This window comes from Halobacillus yeomjeoni, assembly GCF_020171525.1.
Taxonomy (GTDB): Bacteria; Bacillota; Bacilli; order Bacillales; family Halobacillaceae; genus Halobacillus; species Halobacillus yeomjeoni.
The window spans coordinates 31422-51872 of the sequence record NZ_JAIVAI010000008.1 but is presented as its reverse complement, the minus strand read 5'-3'; the positions used below and the strand labels follow the sequence as shown (position 1 = coordinate 51872).

The window sequence follows — 20451 nt, the reverse complement described above, 5'->3', positions numbered from 1 at the left end:
TTCTATTATCTGTTCTATCCATTCCTACATAAAAATAAACTTTGCCCTCAAACTATAGATTAGACATGAAAACTTGGTATTCCTGCCGATTTTATTTTAAACTAGAGAAGAAGAAAGACGCTGTAAAAAGGAGAGAACTCAGATGAAGACTCATCCATTCAATTTGATCTTCGGCATAATCGTCATTTTATCTGTAGGGGTCTGGTTATATACCAACTTCGGCTTAATCCAATCTGAACATCTCAGTGAAGCGACCATAACAGAGAAGACACATGACGAAGATGGCTACTATATTAAAATTGATAAGAAAAAACTGAAAGTAAAAGACACGAGCACCTGGATGCTGTTAGAAACGGGGGAGCATTATAGTGTGACTTATGAGTGGTATGGAATGAAAAAGCCTTATGTGAAAGAAATCAACCAGTCCCACGATAAAGACCAGATCGGTGGTCACTGATTCATAGAAAAACGCCCTATCTAATCAGGATAGGGCGTTTTTTGGCAGGGGCTGTGTGTTAATCCCCTATGCAGATTTCCCACTCAAAGTTCCTACATGTTCCTTCTATACTGTCCTCCAACTTCGTACAGAGCATTCGTGATTTGACCGAGGCTTGCGACCTTGACCGTTTCCATCAGTTCCGCAAAAATGTTTCCTCCGCCACTTGCTACGTGCTTCAAACGCTCAAGTGCTTCTTCCGCTTCTTTTTCATGCGAATTCTGGAACTTGCGCAGCTCTGTGATTTGGTGCTCTTTCTCTTCCTTCGATGCACGCGCCAATTCCATGGAGTCGATTTCTTCTTCTGAAGGAGGATTCGGGTTCAGATAAGTGTTCACCCCGATGATCGGCAGCTCGCCTGAATGTTTCTTCCCTTCATAATAAAGAGATTCTTCCTGAATCTTGCCACGCTGGTATTGGCGTTCCATCGCACCCAGGACACCGCCGCGGTCGTTGATTCGCTCAAACTCCTGCAATACCGCCTCTTCAACAAGATCCGTGAGCTCTCGGATGATATACGACCCTTGAAGGGAGTTTTCATTTTTCGTGAGTCCAAACTCTTTACTGATGATCATTTGTATAGCCATCGCACGGCGCACCGATTCTTCCGTCGGTGTCGTAATCGCTTCATCGTATGAGTTCGTATGCAGCGAGTTACAATTATCTTGAATTGCGATTAAAGCTTGTAACGTTGTACGGATATCATTGAAGTCGATCTCCTGCGCATGCAAGGAACGGCCTGAAGTTTGAATGTGATACTTCAGCTTCTGACTTCGTTCATTCGCACCATATTTGTTCTTCATGACAATCGCCCATATACGTCTCGCTACACGTCCCATGACTGTGTATTCAGGATCGAGACCGTTTGAGAAGAAGAACGATAAGTTAGGAGCAAACTTGTTGATGTCCATTCCACGACTCAAGTAATACTCTACATACGTGAATCCATTCGCCAACGTAAAAGCAAGCTGTGTTATCGGGTTTGCTCCCGCTTCTGCGATATGGTATCCAGAAATCGATACAGAATAATAATTTCTGACTTGGTGGTCGATGAAATACTGCTGGATATCTCCCATCATCCTCAACGCGAATTCTGTTGAGAAGATACAAGTATTCTGACCCTGGTCTTCCTTCAGAATATCGGCCTGGACAGTACCACGGACGACGTGAATCGTTTCTTCTTTGATTTGTGCCGCCTCTTCTGGATTTGGTTCACGACCGTTTTCTTCTCGGAATTTATCCAACTGTTGATCGATCGCTGTATTAAAGAACATAGCGAGGATGATAGGTGCCGGCCCATTGATCGTCATGGATACGGAAGTCGTCGGGTCGACAAGGTCGAAACCATTATAAAGCTTCTTCATATCTTCCAGCGTACAAATGTTGACTCCGCTCTCCCCGACTTTTCCATAAATATCAGGACGCTCATCAGGGTCTTCTCCATATAGAGTTACCGAGTCGAATGCCGTGCTCAGACGTTTGGCATCGTCCCCTTCCGATAAATAGTGGAAACGGCGATTGGTTCGTTCCGGTGTTCCTTCCCCGGCAAACTGACGCTTAGGATCCTCTCCTTTACGTTTGAACGGGAATACCCCGGCCGTGAAAGGAAATGCTCCAGGGACATTTTCACGAAGGAGCCAGGAAATTCGATCGCCCCAATCCGAGTAATTCGGCAAGGCGACTTTAGGGATCTTCAACCCTGCCAGACTCTCGGTGGTGAGGTCCATCGTAATTTCTTTATCACGAACTTTGAACGTATAAGTATCTCCACTATACCGTTCATGAAGGTCTTCCCAATCCTCCAATTTTTCTTTTGCATCACGATCCAGTGACTTCTCGTAATCCTCGATCAAGCGCTCTATACTTGCTTTCGTCTCTTCATCTTCGAGCTCTTCCAGCGTTCCTTTCAATTGGTAGAGCTTGCGAGCTTTTTCTGCTTGGTTATCTGTCTGTTTATGATAATCCCTCACAGCAAGTGCAATATCACGGAGATATTGTTTACGTTCATTCGGAATGATCACATTTTGTTTTTCTACCTTATCTACACGTTCTAATGAAGTTTGATTCTCCCAGGAGAACTTCTCGTTCAATTCATCTACGATCGCCGCAAACAAGGTATTCGTCCCAGGGTCATTGAACTGACTTGCGATGGTACCGAAGACCGGGAATTTTGATTCATCTTCATGGAAGAGCATATGGCTGCGCTGGTATTGTTTACGCACCTGGTTCATCGCATCTTCCGAACCTTTTTGTTCAAATTTATTGATGACGATGAAATCGGCAAAATCGATCATATCGATTTTTTCCAGTTGGGACGGGGCTCCGAATTCCGCGGTCATGACATACATGGAGAGATCAGTCACATCAGTGATGGCTGCATCTCCCTGCCCGATTCCACTCGTCTCAACGATGATGAAATCTACACCGGCAGCTTTCACCACTTGAATCGCTTCTTCTACGGCAGTGGATAGTTCTGAACGTGCATCACGCGTGGCCAGTGAACGCATATACACACGAGGATTGAAAATCGCGTTCATGCGAATCCGGTCCCCGAGCAGTGCGCCCCCGGTCTTCTTTTTGGTCGGGTCGACAGATAATATCGCTATCTTTTTCTCAGGAATTTCATTAACGAAACGACGAATCAATTCATCGGTCAATGAACTCTTACCTGCCCCGCCTGTACCTGTGATTCCGAGAACAGGTATCGTTTTTTCGTTCTTCTCTTTTACTGCCGTTTCAAACGCAGCAACCGCTTCTCGTTCTTCTTTTTTCGTATTTTCAACATACGTAATAAAACGTGCGATCGCCTGATGATCACCGTTTTCAAGATCTGCGACACTTTTCTCCACATTTAATGGAGGCAGGAAGTCACATTCCTCGATCATCAGATTAATCATCCCCTGCAGCCCTAATTCACGGCCGTCTTCAGGTGAGAACACCCTGGCGACGCCGTGCTCATGCAGCTCTTTGATTTCTCGTGGAATGATGACACCGCCACCACCGCCATAGACGCGAATGTGTCCGGCACCTTTTTCCTCCAGCAAGTCGACCATGTACTTGAAATATTCCACATGGCCCCCTTGATAGGATGAAATGGCGATTCCCTGCACATCCTCCTGAATGGCTGCATTGACCACTTCTTCGACGGATCGGTTGTGGCCAAGGTGGATGACTTCAGCACCTGTCGATTGTAAAATGCGTCGCATGATATTAATGGAAGCATCATGGCCATCAAATAAACTCGACGCCGTCACAAAACGAACCGGGTTTTTCGGCTTATATACCGTTGGCTGTTCCATATTGTATCCTCCTTACGAGTTAAGTCGTTTCTGTTTCTTTCAAACCTTCAAGCAGTAATTCAATCTGAGCATCGGTGTAGGTCTCAAGCGTAAATGTACGCTGTAAAATCCAACGTCGGAACCCCCACATCTGTCCCTGGACGAAGATGTTGTTGGCAATCAACTTGACCTCCTGATCCGTTCGCTGATCTGATAAGCTGTTCACTATGACTTGTTCAAGCATCGCGACCATGTCCCGCTCTTTCTGCAGAACATATTCTTGAGCATCTCTTGGGAGCGACTTGACTTCCTGATACATCACGAGTACTTCATCCTGCATATCATCCATCAGTTGAAAATAAGAGCGGATGGCGTGAATCAGACTTTGCAAGCTCGTTTGACTGGGGTCGATCGAATCTTCCATCCGTTCTTTTACCCGCTGATAGATCGAGTCACAGACCAGAAATAAAACATCTTCCTTCTTCCTGATATATTCATAAAGTGTTCCGATACTGAAACCGGAAGCTTTGGCAATTTCTCGGGTGGTCGTCTTGTGGAACCCCTTTTCAATAAAAAGAGTGACTGCTCCCTTGATCATCTGGTTTCTCCGCTTCAAGACAAGCGCCTCATCTTTAATCGAAGAAGGAACATGTTTTTCAGCCATCGTCATTCTCCTTTACACAACCATTCTTGATTCGAGAGGCGTTCGGCCGGCACGAGTGGACTCTACTTAGTTCGTCACCATACGTCCGATGACCAGTCGCTGGATTTCCTGCGTACCTTCATAGATTTGTGTGATTTTCGCATCACGCATATAACGCTCGACCGGATAATCCTTCGTGTACCCATAACCTCCATGGACTTGCACGGCTTCGGTCGTTATTCTCATTGCAGCATCTCCTGCGTACAACTTCGCCATCGCAGAAGCCTTGGAGTAAGGCAGACCTTCAGACTCCAGGTACGCAGCTTGATAAGTCAGCAGTCTTGAAGCTTCGATTTCAGTCGCCATATCTGCAAGCTTAAAGGAAACCCCTTGAAGTTTTGCGATCGGTTTACCGAATTGCTCACGCTCTTTGGCATAAGCCACAGATTCATCAAGTGCACCCTGTGCAATCCCTACGGCTTGCGCAGCGATTCCGTTACGACCACCATCAAGCGTCATCATGGCAATTTTGAATCCTTGGCCTTCTTCCCCAAGCAGATTCTCTTTTGGTATTTTACAATTTTCAAAGATTAATTCAGTCGTCGGTGAAGAACGAATGCCAAGCTTCTTCTCTTTCTTACCGAAGGAGAATCCAGGCGTTCCTTTTTCAACGATGAACGCACTGATCCCCCGTGTTCCAGCTTCTGGATCCGTTTTAGCGAATACGACATACAAATCGCCGACTCCGCCATTGGTGATCCATACTTTGTTTCCATTCAACACATAATGATCGCCCTCAAGCTTCGCCTGGGTGCGCATGGAAGAAACGTCACTACCCGCTCCTGGTTCAGATAGTGCATAAGCTCCTAATTTTTCTCCGGAAGCTAGTTGCGCCAAGAACGTCTTCTTCTGTTCTTCCGTACCGAACTTATAAATCGGCCAGCTGGCGAGTGATATATGAGCGGACAGCGTTACCCCGGTGGAGGCACACACACGTGATAATTCCTCTACAGCAATGACGTAGCTGACGAAGTCTGAGCCGATCCCGCCGTATTCTTCCGGCCATGGAATCCCTGTCAATCCAAGCTCTGCCATCTTATCGAAGATTTCACGGTCGAAGCGTTCCTCTTCGTCACGCTCGGCAGCCGTCGGTTCCACTTCATTTTTGGCAAAGTCACGTACCATTTTGCGCAGCATTTCTTGTTCTTCAGTCAAAGTAAAATTCATATGTCAACTCTCCCTCAATCTCTGATCAAATGATTTCCGATTACAATTCTTTGAATTTCGCTCGTACCTTCATAGATTTCACATACTTTCGCATCACGGAAGAAACGTTCTACAGCATAGTCTTCTGTGTAGCCATATCCGCCGTGTATCTGCACAGCTTCAATGGATGCCTGGACAGCCGTTTTCGATGCCATCAGCTTCGCTATCGACACTTCTTTCCCGCACTTCTTACCAGCTGCCTGCATAGAAGCCGCATTGTAAACCAGTAATTTAGAAGCTTCTACTGCCGTCGCCATATCGGCGAGTTTAAATGAAACTCCCTGAAGTTTTGCGATTGGTTTCCCGAATTGCTCCCGTTCTTTCGCATAATCAATTGCGTGTTCTAATGCTGCTTCAGCAATCCCGAGGGACTGAGCAGCAATCCCGATTCTTCCGACGTTCAAATTAGCAAGAGCAATCTTATAGCCTTCCCCTTCTTCACCCAATCGTTGTTCAACAGGCACTTCACACTGATCAAAGTTCAAAGAAACGGTACTCGACCCGTGCAGCCCCATCTTTTTCTCGGCTTTACCGATGGATAAACCAGGAGTGTCACGCTCTACGATGAAGGCACTCAGCCCTCGCCCTGTCGGTTCATCCGGATTCGTACGGGCGAAAACGATGAATGTATCCGCTTCTCCACCGTTAGTAATGAACACTTTCGATCCATTCAGTAGATAATGATCGCCTTTTCTTTCGGCCCGGGTTTTCAGGCTTCCTGCATCAGATCCTGCGCTCGGCTCTGTAAGGGCAAAAGCTCCTAAGTATTCACCCGAAGCAAGTTTTGGAATGTATTTTTGCTTTTGTTCTTCTGTTCCGAAATACAAAATCGGGTTGGTACCGACTGAAGTATGGACAGATAAGATGACTCCGAGAGTCGCACTGACCTTCGAAATTTCATGTATGGCTATGATATAAGAGGTGTAATCCATTTCTGCTCCGCCGTATTTTTCAGGAATCGGAATCCCCATCAGACCAAGCTCTCCCATTTTAGGAATCAACTCGCTCGGGAATCGATCTTCGGCCTCCATACGTTCTACCGCAGGTGCGACTTCATTCTCTGCAAAGTCACGCACCATTTTACGCATCATTTGTTGTTCATCAGTAAAGTGCAAATCCATCTCCAGCCTCCCCCTTCTTAGTTATTCGTAGCTGTAAAAACCTCGGCCTGATTTTTTCCCTAACCAACCTGCTTTTACATACTTTCTAAGGAGCGGGCATGGACGGTATTTGCTGTCTCCGAATCCTTCATGGAGGACTTCCATGATATATAAGCAAGTATCCAAGCCGATGAAGTCAGCCAGTGTCAACGGCCCCATCGGATGGTTCATCCCAAGTTTCATGACAGTGTCTACATCTTCAGGTGTGGCCACCCCTTCATGCACAGTATAGATTGCTTCATTTATCATCGGCATGAGTATTCTATTGGAGACGAAACCTGGAAAATCTTCGACTTCCACAGGGGTTTTTTCAAGCTTTTTCGCTAAATCCTCAATCGCCTGATAAGTCTCATCGCTCGTTTGAATGGCTCGGATGATCTCGACAAGCTTCATGACCGGAACAGGATTCATAAAGTGCATACCGATCACTTGAGAAGGACGGCTTGTCGCAGCCGCAATTTCTGTAATCGGCAGGGAGGATGTATTGGTTGCCAGGATTGCATGCGAAGGCGTTATTTCATCCAGGCTTTTAAATACCTTCTCTTTCACACCCATGTTCTCCACTACAGCCTCGATGACGAAATCGCAGTCGGAAGCATCTTCGAGAGCTGTAGACCCTGATAGGTTCTCAAGGGTAGATTGTTGATCTTCCTCTGTCATCCTCCCTTTTTCCACGGCCCGTTTGAGACGCTTCTCAATACCTGACAATCCTTTATCTAAAGCTTCTTGTTTTAGATCATTCAACATTACTTTCAGTCCTGATTGTGCAAAAACCTGAGCAATCCCTGCTCCCATCTGCCCTGCACCAATCACCATCACTTTGTTAATCGTCATTGAAAATTCCCCCTTATTGCTTCGGTACTTCAATCAGAACAGCATCTCCCTGGCCTCCGCCTGAACAAATCGCAGCGATCCCTAATCCTCCACCACGACGCTTCAATTCATAGGCAAGGGTCAAAAGAATACGTGCTCCACTGGCACCGATCGGGTGACCTAAAGCGACAGCTCCACCATTCACATTCACTTTCTCGTGATCGAGACCTGCAATTTTTCCACTTGCTAAGGAAACAGCCGCAAATGCTTCGTTCACTTCGAATAAATCGATATCCTCGATGGATTTCCCTGCCTTTTCAAGCAGTTTATTGATGACAAGACCCGGCGTTTGCGGGAAGTCCTGTGCTTCCACTGCCACTTCATCATGAGCAAGTACCGTAGCCAGTGGATCAAGTCCCATTTCATTCGCTTTCTCATCCGACATCAGCAACATGGCACAAGCCCCATCATTGACTCCCGGAGCATTTCCAGCTGTGATCGTTCCATCCTGGTCAAATACAGGGCGCAGCTTCGCAAGTGCTTCCACCGTAGTGTTTTTACGGGGAGCTTCGTCCGTGTCCACGACCACAGGATCACCTTTACGCTGTGGAACTTCGACAGAAACGATTTCTTCAGCCAATTTTCCACCTTCGATTGCCTGAACAGCCCTTTGATGACTTCGATAAGACCACTCATCCTGCGCTTCACGTGTCAGTTCGTATTCTTTTGCCGTACGGTTTCCGTAGTTCCCCATGTGGACTTTTTCGAAAGAACACGTCAAACCATCATGAACCATCATATCTTTGACAGGGGCGTCTCCCATGCGTAACCCCCAGCGCGCTTTAGGCATGAAGTAAGGTGCATTGCTCATGCTCTCCATTCCACCAGCCACAATCACTTCTTCTTCTCCCAGGCGGATAAATTGATCAGCCATCGTGACACTCCGCATACCGGACGCACACACTTTGTTTACGGTTTCTGTTTTCACATGCCAGGGGATGCCTGCTTCACGAGACGCCTGACGGGACGGCAGCTGACCTTGACCTCCCTGCAGCACCGTGCCCATGATTACTTCATTCACATCTTCAGCTTTCAAATTGGCACGTTCTAAAGCTGCTTTTATCGCTATTCCTCCAAGCTGGGCTGCGGTTAGAGGCGCTAATCCTCCACCAAATTTACCAAACGGGGTACGAGCACCTGACACGATTACTGTTTTACGCATATAAATATCCTCCCTTTTATGATAACGCTTTCAAAAATAACGATTGAACGCTCGCTCAATATCGTCTCACAAGGAAAGTGTACATAAATTTTTGTACACTTTCCACAATTTTCACACTATTCCATTCTATTTTAACAAAAGATTCATTCTTTCTCACCTTTACATTTAAGCTGATTTTTCCTCCGTATTTTCAAAAATGGACTTAGCAAGGATTTCAGCAATATCCATTGTGCTTACTTCCTCTTCCACTTCTTTGGCTTTCGTCCCATCTGACAGCATAGTCAGACAGAATGGACATCCACTGGAGATCATGGTCGGTTCTACTTCAAGCGCTTGCTCTGTACGAGCGACGTTGACGCGGTTCCCTGATTTTTCTTCCATCCACATCATACCGCCACCAGCACCACAGCACATTCCGTTTGAGCGGTTCCGCTTCATTTCCACCACTTCAACTCCAGGAATCATTTCTAGAACTTCTCTCGGAGGCTGGTAAACTTCATTGTATCTTCCAAGGTAACAGCTATCGTGATACGTAATTTTCTCTTTCACGACACCCTCAGGTTTCAGTTTTCCTTCTTTCAGCCATTCCGCCAGCATTTCTGTATGGTGGTAAACTTCTGCCTCTAACCCGAAGTCTGGGTACTCATTTTTGAATATGTTATACGCATGTGGGTCGATCGTAATGATTTTCTTCACATCATGCTTTTCAAATTCTTTCATATTTTTTTCAGCAAGCTCCTGGAATAAGAATTCATTCCCCATACGGCGGGCGGTGTCTCCAGAGTTTTGTTCTTTGTTACCAAGGATCGCGAATTTGATTCCGGCTTTATTCATCAATTTCGCAAAAGCCATCGCGATCTTCTGGCTCCGGTTATCATAGGAACCCATCGAGCTTACCCAGAACAAATACTCGAACTCTTCACCAGACTTCTTCAATTCTTTGACTGTAGGAATATGAACATCCTCTTCCAGGGTACGCCAGTCTTCACGTTCTTTTTTAGACAGCCCCCAAGGGTTCCCCTGGCGTTCAATGTTCATCATCGCGCGCTGGCCATCAGCATCCATCTTACCTTCCGTAAGAACTAAGTAACGACGAAGGTCGATGATTTTATCCACGTGCTCGTTCATGACTGGGCAAGCATCTTCACAGTTACGGCATGTCGTACATGCCCACAGTTCTTCCTCTGTGATGACATCCCCGATCAAACTCTTATTTTGGACAGCTTCCAAGGAAGCGGCTGCTTCCTCTGTACCTTGAGAGCGGGCCATTTGAGCAAGTGTGTTTCCTTCTGTATTAGAGAAAGCATAAGAAGGAACCCATGGAGAAGCGCCTGTAACCGCAGCCCCTTTTTCCGTTAAATGATCACGCAGTTTAATGATCAAGTCCATCGGTGAAAGCATTTTACCTGACCCTGAAGCCGGACATACATTGGTACAACGTCCACACTCCACACAAGCATAAAAGTCGATCATCTGAAGCTGGTTGAAATCTTCTATTTTACCGACACCGAATGAAACGTCTTCTTCATCCGCCTCTTCATCAATTTCGAAGTCGATGGTTTTCAACTTCCCTGGCGGCTCTTCACGACTGAGAAATACGTTGACGGGAGCTGCCAGCAAGTGCGCGTGTTTCGATTGAGGCACATACACAAGGAACGTCAAAAGAATCAATAAATGGATCCACCACATGACGAAGAATACTGTCGCAGCAGCTGCAGGCGGCATCCAAGAGAAAGCGCTTGCAATCATGGACGCAACAGGTTCCGTCCATGCACCTTCATGGCCGTGCCAAATCAGCCCCATACCATTACCTACCAGTACAGTGACCATCAATGTACCGATAAAAATAAGGACAAGCCCGGCTTTGAAGCCACGTTTCAGACGTACAAGTTTTTCAATATAACGACGGTGGAACGCCCAGATAACAGCAGCTAAAATCGTCAGCGTCACTAATTCCTGAAAGAAAGTAAACCCTGGATAAAAAGGTCCCAACGGCAAATGGGAATCTGGTGCAAGACCCTTCCAAATGAAGTCGATGGCTCCAAATTGGACAAGGATGAAACCGTAGAACATCATGACATGGATAATTCCTGATTTCTTATCTTTCAATAATTTTTTCTGACCGAAGACATAGATCCAAATCTTCTGTAATCGTCTTTTGATTTTGCCATCAAACTCGAATTTTCTTCCCATCTTAATGTAAGCGATCCGCGTCCGTACGACTCGGACGAATAAGTATAGGCCATAGATCGTCACACCAAGGAACAAAATCCAGTTTGCCAGTAACAACGGATTCATGACTCTCCCCCTCTTTTTTTCATCGCTGCGCGCGATACAGGCTCCTATATAGCGGAAACCTTGAAATTTTCTGAATCTTATAACTTAACTATAAATTATGAATGAGCATTCAGTCAACATATTTTCATGTTTTAACTTGTGTATTGTCGAGGAAACGGGAAAACTAAGGAAAGAATTTCTTTTGGAGGTTTTGTGAGTGACTTTTTTTGTCATTATTTTCTGTCTATTAGTTTTTATTTTACTGATTTTTCTAGATTTTAAAATGGGACGATATAACCACATCCGCCATGCGAGGACCATCATTCCGCCGCAAACCAAAGGGAATTATCGGTTATTCAAAAACGGCTCTCCTCTTTTTGAGCAGCTGTTTCAAGATATCTCCGATGCTTCTGTGCAGGTGGATGTGTATTTTTTTCTTGTCGAAAAGGATTACATCACCGAGAATTTTCTGAATGTGTTAAAAAACAAAGCAAGGGAAGGCGTCCCCGTTCGATTCATGGTCGATCGGCTGGGAGGACATAAAGTAACGAAAGAAATGAGGATAGAGCTCGAGGATGCAGGCGTGGACTTTCAATTTGCTGAGAAACCCGGATTCCCTTATTTTTTCTATCGTTTGAATCGGAGAAATCATAGGAAAGTGACGGTTGTTGATGGGAAATATGCTTATGTAGGCGGGTTTAATATCGGGAAAAATTATATGGGGGAATCCTCCACTTTCGGAAACTGGAGAGATTATCACTTACGGTTGACCGGCCCTATCGTTGAGGATTTACATCGGGTTTTTTTGGATGATTGGTATTTAGCTACTGGAATAGAGGAACAACCTTTACCAAGCACCAGCGAAGGCAGCCACCGCATTCAAATGATAGCGACGGACGGCGTCGGTTTAGAGGAAGAATTCGTTCGAATGATTCAGTCTGCTGAAAAAGAGGTATTGATCGGCTCTCCTTATTTTATCCCGACAAAGACATTGATGGACTCGTTTTTGAGAGTTCTGAAAAAAGGTATACATGTAAAGATTCTCATCCCAATGAAATCAGACCATCCGTTTGTCAAAGAAGCAGCACTCCCTTATTTGAAGAACCTTCACGAACATGGAGCAACCATCCGTTTCTTCGATGCAGGTTTTTATCATTCCAAGATGATCATTATTGATGAGGCTTTTGCCGACATCGGAACAGCGAACTTTGATAGAAGGAGTCTTTTTTTGAACAAGGAAGTGAACACCTATATATATGAAAAGGGATTCATCCGTGATTTGCGCGAAACGTATTTAGAAGACTTCAATGACGGCTACCCCTTCGATGAACATTGGTGGAAGATTCGTTCTGTGGGTACAAAAATAAGAGAAAAGATCGCAGTTCTGTTACGACCTTTTCTCTAATGTGACTGCTTATTTCATAAGTTCCGAAATCATGGGAGAAACCCATCCTACTACTTTAAAACCTAAATAAATCCCTGTAATTCCTGCGATTCCAGCGAATGCCGGAGGGGCAGGGATGGGTAATTTCAAAACAGCAAAAATTAATCCGACTACAAATCCAGCTAAAAGTGCGAGTAGTATCTCTTTCAAATCTATTCACCCAACCTTATTGATTTCATTTACGTTACCACTGCTTGTCCCCTCAAGCCTTTCAACGAAAGGGCTGATATTTTATTATCCTACATGAAGGGAGAAAGTATGATTGTTAATATCCGATGTCAATAAAAAGAACGCCCCGCAGCAATTGCTAAGGCGCCCTTTTGTTAATATATGCAATTACATTTGAGTTGGTGCAGAAACACCAATCAATTTCAGTCCATTGCTCAATGTGGTACGGACGGCCTGCATAAGGGCAAGACGAGCAGCTGTACGTTCAGGGTGATCTTCATCTAGTACTTTTTCAGCATTGTAGAAACTGTGCAAGTTAGATGCCAGATCGAAAACGTATTGAGTCACTCTGTGAGGTGTACGCTTCTCAGCAGCATCTGCCACCACTTGAGGGAACTCCCCTAGACGTTTCAGAAGGTCTTCTTCTTTTTCAGAAGTTAGTTGACTTCCATCAAATTCATTTGAGACAAGTCCTTTTTCTTCTGCCTGTTTCAGCATCGTGCAGATGCGGGCATGTGCATATTGAACATAATAAACAGGGTTTTCATTCGACTCTGAACGAGCCAGGTCCATATCAAAGTCCAAATGAGAATCACTGGAACGCATGGAGAAGAAATAGCGCATTGCATCGATTCCGACTTCTTCCATCAGCTCACGCAACGTCACAGCTTTTCCTGTCCGCTTACTCATCTTGACTTTTTCCCCATCTTGGAACAAGTTGACCATCTGGATGATTTCCACTTCCAAAGTATCTTTGTCGTATCCAAGCGCTTGGATAGCTGCTTTCATACGAGGGATATAGCCATGGTGGTCCGCTCCCCAGATGTTGATCAAAGTATCGAATCCACGATCGAGCTTGTTCTTGTGGTAAGCGATATCCGGAGTAAGGTATGTGTAGGTTCCGTCATTCTTAATAAGGACACGATCTTTGTCGTCTCCGAATTTAGTCGTTTCAAACCATGTGGCATCATCTTTTTGATAGACGTAGTTCTGATCTTCGAGTACTTTTAACGCGTTCTTGATCTGGTCTCCTTGATACAGGCTCGTCTCAGAGAACCATTCATCGAAAGGTACACGGAACTCCTGCAGGTCTTTTTCGATTTTACTCAGCTCATATTTCAAACCGTACTCACGGAAAAACTGCAGGCGTTCTTCTTCCGCAACATCCACCCACTTTTCTCCGTCTTCTTCAGCAAGTTTCTCACCTAATTCCACGATATCCTTGCCGTGATAACCATCTTCAGGCATCTCCCACTCTTTCCCGAGCGCTTGCATATAACGGGCTTCTACAGAGAGAGCAAGGTTCGCCATTTGATTTCCAGCGTCGTTGATGTAGTATTCACGAGATACATCAAATCCAGCTGCATCCAAAACATTACAAAGCGAATCTCCAACGGCTGCACCTCGGGCATGACCAAGGTGTAAAGTTCCCGTAGGGTTTGCAGAAACGAATTCGACTTGAATTCTATGTCCGTTACCAATATTCGTGCGACCGTACTGATCACCAGCTTCTAAAATGGACGGGACAAGTTCAGTCAAATATTGGTTGTTCATGTAAAAATTGATGAACCCTGGTCCGGCAATTTCGATTTTTTCAATCGATGCTTTTGAACGGTCGAATTGTTCCACAAGTTCTGTCGCGATGGCACGTGGGTTCTTTTTTGCTACACCCGCGAGCTGCATTGCCATGTTCGTCGCATAGTCTCCGTGTGATTTATCTTTTGGCTGCTCTAAAATCACATCCGGCATTTCATCTTCCCCAGCAAGCTCGGCTGCAAGGACGGCACGTACGATTTCATCCTTCAGCTTCTGCTCCATTTGTTCAACGATATTCATGATTCGCTCTCCTCCTCAAACGTCAGCGTCAAGCGGTGGGCCTGAGTCACTTCGTGGTTTAAAGTCATTTGATAGCTAAGATAAAGTCGTCCTTCTGATGCCTGCTCCAAAGAGCGGTACTCCAGTTCTTCGGTATACGTCTTCATATGAAATTCACCATACGTATGGTGGTATAAATTCTCAGTTTCCAAGTCTTTTTGGAACACCTGGCGCATATCCACTCCACCACTTCGTTTGATACTCACATGATTCGGCTTCACTGTGATCATCGTATTGATCGGGTCACCTTCTTCAGGGTGTTCAGTAAACGTGAGCACTTGAGTTTCACCTTTCGTGAAGAAGCGGCCAGGTTCATTGACCTCCATTTTCTCCCGTCGGTCCTCGTCTCTAATTTCCGTTACCAGTTGGACCTGAACGTCTCTTGCATTGCTTGACATATAATCATACCGTCCCTTCATCAAGCGTTCTTTCTTACGTACACTATAACTTGTATATTATAAGAACTCGAGTAAAAAAACGCAAGCGCACTTATTTTTTGGGCTTTGACCTCCGGTTGCTTCGCTGCATTCTGATTCCTCTCGTTATAATACTTTGTTATAGGGTTACATTCAGAGTATCTGCTCTATTGTTCCATTTAAATTTTGATTCCAAACCTGACGTCTTCTACTTCAATAAAACATTCACGTATTGTTGTATTTCATCCACCTGTGACACATGCAGAGGGATCGTGTAGGAAAGATAAATGATGACGATCGCAGCCACAATTCCTGTGTACCATTTCAATGAAATCTGCTCTTTGAACGGCCGGCGTTCCGGTGTGAATAAAAGTAGTATAAATGGCAGGATCAAAGCGCTGATCATCACATCGATCCGCCACTGCTGACGTTCAGCTGACAGGGCTACATAAAACCTGAGCGCATCTGCCTGGCGATTTTCAACATTCACTTTTTTCTCACCGCCTGAAAATGACCGGTGCTCAATCGTCAATGTTTCTCCTTCTATGGAGTAATCGTAACCGGAGGGCGTCCATTGACCTGCAAAAGTAGCGATCAGCAAAGAGCCCATAATCAGCGTGTAAGCTATGATAATTCCGATGATTTTTTTATCCAAAACAAAGCTCTCCTTCGTGTATTGGTTCAAAAGTAAGGCTATCAAAATAAAAAGCCTTTCATACAGAAAAGCCACCATGAAAACAATCATAGTGGCTTTTTCTTCGCTAAAAAAAGTATAAGTTCTTTACTGTCCTGTGTCTAGTTTTAAGGGTGAACAAAAAGTACACACTATTTCACAAAGCCCAGAAGCATTTCGCGAATGAACTTACTGGCTGCAATCTGTGTCTTTTCAGATGAATCATAAGCAGGTGCAACTTCCACTAAATCCGCTCCCACTACGTTCACATCGCTGGCCGCAATAGCATGGATTGCCGATAGAAGCTCTTTGGAAGAAATCCCTCCTGCTTCTGCCGTCCCGGTACCGGGTGCATAAGCAGGATCGAGAACGTCAATGTCGATGGTGATATAAGCCGGACGTCCACTTAAGGTGGGAAGTATTTCTTTCAATGGCTCAAGGACTTCATACTTGGCCATGTACATGCCGCTTTCTTCTGCGTATTGGAATTCTTCACGCATTCCTGAGCGGATACCGAAAGAGTAGATATTCTCCGCCCCGAACTGTTCACATGCTTTACGGATCGGAGTGGAATGAGAAAGGACTTCCCCTTCGTACTCTGCACGCAAATCAGCATGCGCATCGATATGGATGACGGCCAGGTCCGAATATTTACGATGGAATGCTTTGAGTACAGGCCATGTAACTAAGTGCTCTCCACCTAACCCTAATGGGAACTTCCCTTTTTCCAAAAGTTCGTCCATATATTCCTCTATGATATCGATGCTCCGCTTGGCATTGCCGAATGGAAGCAGGAGATCGCCAGCATCATGATACTGAACTTCCTCCAAATGTCTGTCCAAATAAGGACTATACTCTTCTAAGCCTATGGATGCTTCACGAATTCTGTTCGGACCGAAACGGGAACCAGGGCGGAAGCTGACTGTCCAATCCATAGGCATCCCATAAATGACCGCATCCGCCTCTTCTTCTGAAGCCCGGCTCATGATAAATACTTTTCCAGAGTAAGACTCATCAAATTTCATTCATGCTCACTCCTCAGTTAAATCTTTGACGAACTTCGGCAGCGCAAAGCATGCCCCATGAAGCTCTTTCGTGTAATATTTCGTATCGATATCAAAAAAGCGCTCTTCAGATACTTGCAGCGGATCATAGATTTTACTCCCCATTGTAAATGTCCAAAGGCCACTTGGGTAAGTAGGGATATTCGCCGTATAGACTTTCGTGATCGGGAAGGTTTCTTTCACATCCCCGTATACTTGACGGATCAAATCAGCTTTGAACCAAGGATTATCCGTCTGCGCCACAAAGATACCGTCTTCTTTCAACGCTTTGGAGATGCCTTCATAAAACCCTTTGGAGAATAAATTCACGGCAGGGCCGACCGGTTCAGTAGAATCTACCATAATGACATCATACTCACGTTCGCTTTCAGCGATATGCATGAAACCATCATCCACTTTCACTTCTACCCGTTCATCTTCAAGCGCACCGGCAATACTGGGAAGGTGTTTCTTCGAATATTCGATCACCTTTCCATCAATCTCGACCAGTGTGGCTTTTTCTACACTAGAGTGTTTCAAAACTTCACGTATGACACCGCCATCTCCACCTCCGACAACAAGGACATGTTTCGGGTTAGGGTGAGTGAAAAGCGGCACATGGGCCACCATTTCGTGATAGACGAATTCATCTTTTTCAGTGGTCATGACCATATCATCAAGGACAAGCATGTTGCCCCATTCTTCTGTTTCTAACATTTCTAATTCTTGAAAGTCTGTTTTTTCTTTATGCAGGGAGCGTTTGACCTTTGCTGTAATACCAAAGCTTTCGGTTTGTTTTTCAGTAAACCATGTACCCATTTTCTATTCTCCTTTGTTCTTTGAATCTCGTTCAAACCTGGAAATCGTACCAAGACGTTTATTTTACTATGGTTTCTCCCATAATAATAGCAGTCTTTATTCATTCTTTACAGTTGGGAGTCTAAGAGAATGATACTATTTATTCGTTTTACTTACCTATGTATCAAACGCGGGATCAAGCTTGGGATATTAGGCGCCCTGGTGGTCCTGGCCTGTACCCTTGTCCTTTTAGGCTACGCCATTACACAAGGGCCGCCTTCCTTAGTGACAGAGCAGAACACGCTCTATTATGGAAAAGATGGTTCACTGATCGGAGAAGATCATGGAGCGGAAGAACGGTATTGGGTAAGTTTTGATAAAATGCCGGATACGATCAAGAACGCAACGATCGCTATCGAAGACCGCCGTTTTTACGACCACTTCGGGTTTGACCTGAAACGGATAGCAGCTGCCGCCCTCACTGACCTCAAGCAGATGAGAATGGTCGAAGGCGCAAGCACCATCACTCAACAGTACGCCCGAAATTTGTATTTGTCCCATGAAAAGACATGGAAAAGAAAATTTCATGAGGCGCTTTATGCCCTTCGGTTAGAGATTTTTTACAACAAAGACGAAATTCTCGAAGGATATTTGAACACGATCTACTACGGGCATGGAGCCTATGGAATCGAAGCAGCCAGCCGTCACTATTTCAATAAATCCACGTCCGAACTGTCTTTGGAAGAAGCATCGATGCTGGCCGGGATTCCGAAAGGGCCGAGTTATTATTCCCCTCTGGCCAACGAGGAAAAAGCGGAAACAAGGCAGAACCTGATTTTATCAGAAATGGAGCGACATGGTTTTATCACTTCATCAGAGAAAAATGAAGCCGTTGAAGCTGGTCTTGTGTATTCCGGAAAGGAAGGAACTGAGGCTGAACGTATCGCTCCGTACTTCCAGGACCAAGTCATCACAGAAGCGGCCCGGCATTTAAATATTGATCGTGAGCAGGTGAAGACAGGTGGTTACCACATCCACACCACACTGGATGAAAACCACCAGAAAACACTTGAACACCAGATCCAAAGCCACATTCCTGAAAAAGAAGGAATTCAAATTGCCGCCTCCATCATGAACAGTCATACAGGGGCCATCACCGCACTCGTCGGAGGCCGGGATTATGCGAAAAGTCCATACAACCGCGCCACACAAGCGAAACGCCATGTCGGATCGACCATCAAACCATTTCTCTATTATGCAGCGTTAGATGAAGGCTACAGCCCGGTTACGATGGTTGAAAGTAAACCCACAAGCTTCGAGGTGGAGGATGAAAAGGACGAGTATGCTCCATCCAACTACAACGATCAATATGCCGATACTGCTATCACGATGGCACAAGCACTTGCCGTTTCAGATAACATCTATGCCGTTTCTACCCATATGGATATCGGGACGGAGAGACTTGCAGACACTTTAAAAACGTTTGGAATCGACAGTCCTGTATCTCCGCTCCCTTCTCTTGCATTAGGTGCTGCAAACATCTCTCTTTATGAAATGATCAATGCTTATGGAAAAATGGTCAAAGGATCGGAGTCGCTGGAAGGACACACAATCGCAAAAATAACCGACCGGCATGAAAATATCCTTTATGAATATCAGCCGAAATACGATAAAGAAAAAACAATCGACCCAGACCGTGCGTTTACAGTGACACACATGATGACAGGCATGTTCGATTCTTCGCTTGATGGATATGCTTCCGTCACAGGGTCACCGATCAAAGGAAAACTCACACGAATGTATGGAGGTAAATCAGGTACGACAGACTTTGACAGCTGGATGATTGGATTCAGTCCTCAATACGTATCTGCCATTTGGGTGGGACATGATGAAGGTGGAAGGATGCTGAAGACTTTTAATGAAAAAAGGTATGCGAAAGCGATTTGGGCGGATACGATGGAAACCATCCACGAACAGCTCCCTCCGGCCGCTTTCATCCCTACCCCCAACGTCAAAGGCGTTTATATCGATCCTGAAACAGGGTATTTGTCTGGTCCGAACTGTCCTCGGGAACGCCTCGTTTACATGGACAAAGCAGACATCCCTAAAGAAGTCTGCGGTGGAAATGAAGATAAAACGAAAAAAGAAGTGGAAGATGAATTCAAAAATGATCCTTGGTTCAAGGATGTCGTCGATTGGTTCTTCTAAATCTAAACGAAAAAACTATAAAAAAAGACAAAGAAAACGACCGGTCTGTGCCGGTCGCTTTCTTTGTCCTAGTAATACATGTAAACCCATGTGTTACTTAATATATTACCCTCACGACTTGTTCGTCAAGATTCCCCGTCTGGTTTTCCCTATTTTTAAGTGAACATTTTGTGAACAAAATCCAAAACTTATTCGATGGCTAAATCAGCAATATCATCAAGACGGATCGTTATCGATTCTTTCGTTTCCCAGTTGATTCCGTAAACTTTCCGGTCCAGCTTACTGATATACTCCATCTTCAACCATAGATCTTCATATTCGAAGCCATTATGAACCCGCGCTTTCACCGTCAAATCATCCGTCAGTGCTCTTTGCATCAAAAAATCGATCTCTACCGCTTTCTGCTCGTCAATAATCCCTTTTTCTACCCGCTGGTCCTCTTTCCACAATTTTTTCACCATCTCCACATGCTCAGGCAGCATAAGCGATGTCCATTTGATTGTCCCTCGATCTCGGTTACGGCTATCCATTTCATCTCCACTCCTTACACACGAACGTTTGTTCTTATTATAGCAAAAAGGGATGAGAAATACACTGGAATTTTCAGGGGGATGAGGAGCGCTTTTGTCGATTAATGAGCGCACATCAACATTTTCGAGAGTCTTTTTTTC

17 protein-coding genes are annotated in these 20451 nt (G+C 45.0%); 3 read left to right on the top strand and 14 right to left on the bottom strand.

Features of this window, described 5'->3' with window-relative positions:
• The first annotated feature begins 142 nt into the window (after positions 1-142).
• Positions 143-457: a hypothetical protein gene (locus tag LCL89_RS15540; RefSeq protein ID WP_197317192.1), complete on the top strand. Its 315-nt coding sequence runs from the start codon at positions 143-145 to the stop codon at positions 455-457.
• Positions 458-549: 92 nt separating this feature from the next.
• Here LCL89_RS15540 and icmF read toward each other — a convergent pair whose 3' ends face one another.
• From icmF to LCL89_RS15505, 7 genes are all read right to left on the bottom strand, one after another.
• The gene (gene icmF, locus LCL89_RS15535) at positions 550-3795 is read right to left on the bottom strand and encodes a fused isobutyryl-CoA mutase/GTPase IcmF (protein ID WP_224810852.1); all 3246 of its coding nucleotides are present in this window, start codon (positions 3793-3795) and stop codon (positions 550-552) included.
• 19 nt (positions 3796-3814) lie between these two features.
• Entirely contained in the window at positions 3815-4438 is a 624-nt protein-coding gene (locus LCL89_RS15530) for a TetR/AcrR family transcriptional regulator (protein ID WP_197317190.1), read from the bottom strand.
• Positions 4439-4504: 66 nt separating this feature from the next.
• Positions 4505-5644, bottom strand: a complete 1140-nt coding sequence (locus tag LCL89_RS15525; protein WP_197317189.1) for an acyl-CoA dehydrogenase — start codon at positions 5642-5644, stop codon at positions 4505-4507.
• A 14-nt stretch (positions 5645-5658) separates the two neighbouring features.
• Positions 5659-6804, bottom strand: a complete 1146-nt coding sequence (locus LCL89_RS15520; protein WP_224810851.1) for an acyl-CoA dehydrogenase — start codon at positions 6802-6804, stop codon at positions 5659-5661.
• Between the two features lie 21 nt (positions 6805-6825).
• On the bottom strand, positions 6826-7677 hold the full coding sequence (locus LCL89_RS15515; RefSeq protein WP_224810850.1) for a 3-hydroxybutyryl-CoA dehydrogenase: 852 nt from the start codon (positions 7675-7677) through the stop codon (positions 6826-6828).
• Between the two features lie 13 nt (positions 7678-7690).
• Entirely contained in the window at positions 7691-8878 is a 1188-nt protein-coding gene (locus LCL89_RS15510) for an acetyl-CoA C-acetyltransferase (RefSeq protein WP_224810849.1), read from the bottom strand.
• 165 nt (positions 8879-9043) lie between these two features.
• Positions 9044-11176: a heterodisulfide reductase-related iron-sulfur binding cluster gene (locus LCL89_RS15505; protein WP_224810848.1), complete on the bottom strand. Its 2133-nt coding sequence runs from the start codon at positions 11174-11176 to the stop codon at positions 9044-9046.
• A gap of 262 nt (positions 11177-11438) precedes the next feature.
• Between LCL89_RS15505 and cls the strand changes: the two genes are divergently transcribed.
• A complete protein-coding gene (gene cls, locus LCL89_RS15500; protein WP_224810847.1) occupies positions 11439-12560 on the top strand; it encodes a cardiolipin synthase in 1122 nt (373 codons plus the stop codon).
• A 9-nt stretch (positions 12561-12569) separates the two neighbouring features.
• On the opposite strand, the gene LCL89_RS15495 is transcribed toward cls, so the two are convergent.
• From LCL89_RS15495 to speE, 6 genes are all read right to left on the bottom strand, one after another.
• The gene (locus LCL89_RS15495; RefSeq protein WP_224810846.1) at positions 12570-12749 is read right to left on the bottom strand and encodes a XapX domain-containing protein; all 180 of its coding nucleotides are present in this window, start codon (positions 12747-12749) and stop codon (positions 12570-12572) included.
• A 186-nt stretch (positions 12750-12935) separates the two neighbouring features.
• Positions 12936-14603: an arginine--tRNA ligase gene (argS, locus tag LCL89_RS15490; RefSeq protein ID WP_224810845.1), complete on the bottom strand. Its 1668-nt coding sequence runs from the start codon at positions 14601-14603 to the stop codon at positions 12936-12938.
• Positions 14600-15061 (bottom strand): DUF1934 domain-containing protein, encoded by a 462-nt coding sequence (locus LCL89_RS15485; RefSeq protein WP_224810844.1) that lies wholly within the window; start codon positions 15059-15061, stop codon positions 14600-14602. Before LCL89_RS15485 ends, argS begins: the two co-directional genes overlap by 4 nt.
• 205 nt (positions 15062-15266) lie before the next feature.
• A complete protein-coding gene (locus LCL89_RS15480) occupies positions 15267-15713 on the bottom strand; it encodes a hypothetical protein (RefSeq protein WP_224810843.1) in 447 nt (148 codons plus the stop codon).
• A gap of 170 nt (positions 15714-15883) precedes the next feature.
• Positions 15884-16756, bottom strand: a complete 873-nt coding sequence (speB, locus tag LCL89_RS15475) for an agmatinase (protein WP_224810842.1) — start codon at positions 16754-16756, stop codon at positions 15884-15886.
• Between the two features lie 6 nt (positions 16757-16762).
• Positions 16763-17593 carry a spermidine synthase gene (gene speE / locus LCL89_RS15470; RefSeq protein ID WP_197317179.1) on the bottom strand — a complete coding sequence of 277 codons (831 nt, stop codon included), beginning with the start codon at positions 17591-17593 and terminating at the stop codon, positions 16763-16765.
• A gap of 129 nt (positions 17594-17722) precedes the next feature.
• On the opposite strand from speE, the gene LCL89_RS15465 reads away from it, so the two are divergent.
• Positions 17723-19780, top strand: coding sequence for a transglycosylase domain-containing protein (locus LCL89_RS15465; RefSeq protein ID WP_224810841.1), 2058 nt, complete (start codon positions 17723-17725; stop codon positions 19778-19780).
• A gap of 188 nt (positions 19781-19968) precedes the next feature.
• Here the strand turns inward: LCL89_RS15465 and LCL89_RS15460 are convergent, their stop codons facing one another.
• A complete protein-coding gene (locus LCL89_RS15460) occupies positions 19969-20310 on the bottom strand; it encodes a YolD-like family protein (protein ID WP_197317177.1) in 342 nt (113 codons plus the stop codon).
• Positions 20311-20451 lie beyond the last annotated feature (141 nt).

Bases quoted from the DNA above. Each gene is read 5' to 3' on its own strand.
- LCL89_RS15540 (WP_197317192.1), top strand. From the start codon at position 143: ATGAAGACTCATCCATTCAATTTGATCTTCGGCATAATCGTCATTTTA.
- icmF (WP_224810852.1), bottom strand. From the start codon at position 3,795: ATGGAACAGCCAACGGTATATAAGCCGAAAAACCCGGTTCGTTTTGTG.
- LCL89_RS15530 (WP_197317190.1), bottom strand. From the start codon at position 4,438: ATGGCTGAAAAACATGTTCCTTCTTCGATTAAAGATGAGGCGCTTGTC.
- LCL89_RS15525 (WP_197317189.1), bottom strand. From the start codon at position 5,644: ATGAATTTTACTTTGACTGAAGAACAAGAAATGCTGCGCAAAATGGTA.
- LCL89_RS15520 (WP_224810851.1), bottom strand. From the start codon at position 6,804: ATGGATTTGCACTTTACTGATGAACAACAAATGATGCGTAAAATGGTG.
- LCL89_RS15515 (WP_224810850.1), bottom strand. From the start codon at position 7,677: ATGACGATTAACAAAGTGATGGTGATTGGTGCAGGGCAGATGGGAGCA.
- LCL89_RS15510 (WP_224810849.1), bottom strand. From the start codon at position 8,878: ATGCGTAAAACAGTAATCGTGTCAGGTGCTCGTACCCCGTTTGGTAAA.
- LCL89_RS15505 (WP_224810848.1), bottom strand. From the start codon at position 11,176: ATGAATCCGTTGTTACTGGCAAACTGGATTTTGTTCCTTGGTGTGACG.
- cls (WP_224810847.1), top strand. From the start codon at position 11,439: ATGGGACGATATAACCACATCCGCCATGCGAGGACCATCATTCCGCCG.
- argS (WP_224810845.1), bottom strand. From the start codon at position 14,603: ATGAATATCGTTGAACAAATGGAGCAGAAGCTGAAGGATGAAATCGTA.
- LCL89_RS15485 (WP_224810844.1), bottom strand. From the start codon at position 15,061: ATGAAGGGACGGTATGATTATATGTCAAGCAATGCAAGAGACGTTCAG.
- speB (WP_224810842.1), bottom strand. From the start codon at position 16,756: ATGAAATTTGATGAGTCTTACTCTGGAAAAGTATTTATCATGAGCCGG.
- speE (WP_197317179.1), bottom strand. From the start codon at position 17,593: ATGGGTACATGGTTTACTGAAAAACAAACCGAAAGCTTTGGTATTACA.
- LCL89_RS15465 (WP_224810841.1), top strand. From the start codon at position 17,723: ATGATACTATTTATTCGTTTTACTTACCTATGTATCAAACGCGGGATC.
- LCL89_RS15460 (WP_197317177.1), bottom strand. From the start codon at position 20,310: ATGGATAGCCGTAACCGAGATCGAGGGACAATCAAATGGACATCGCTT.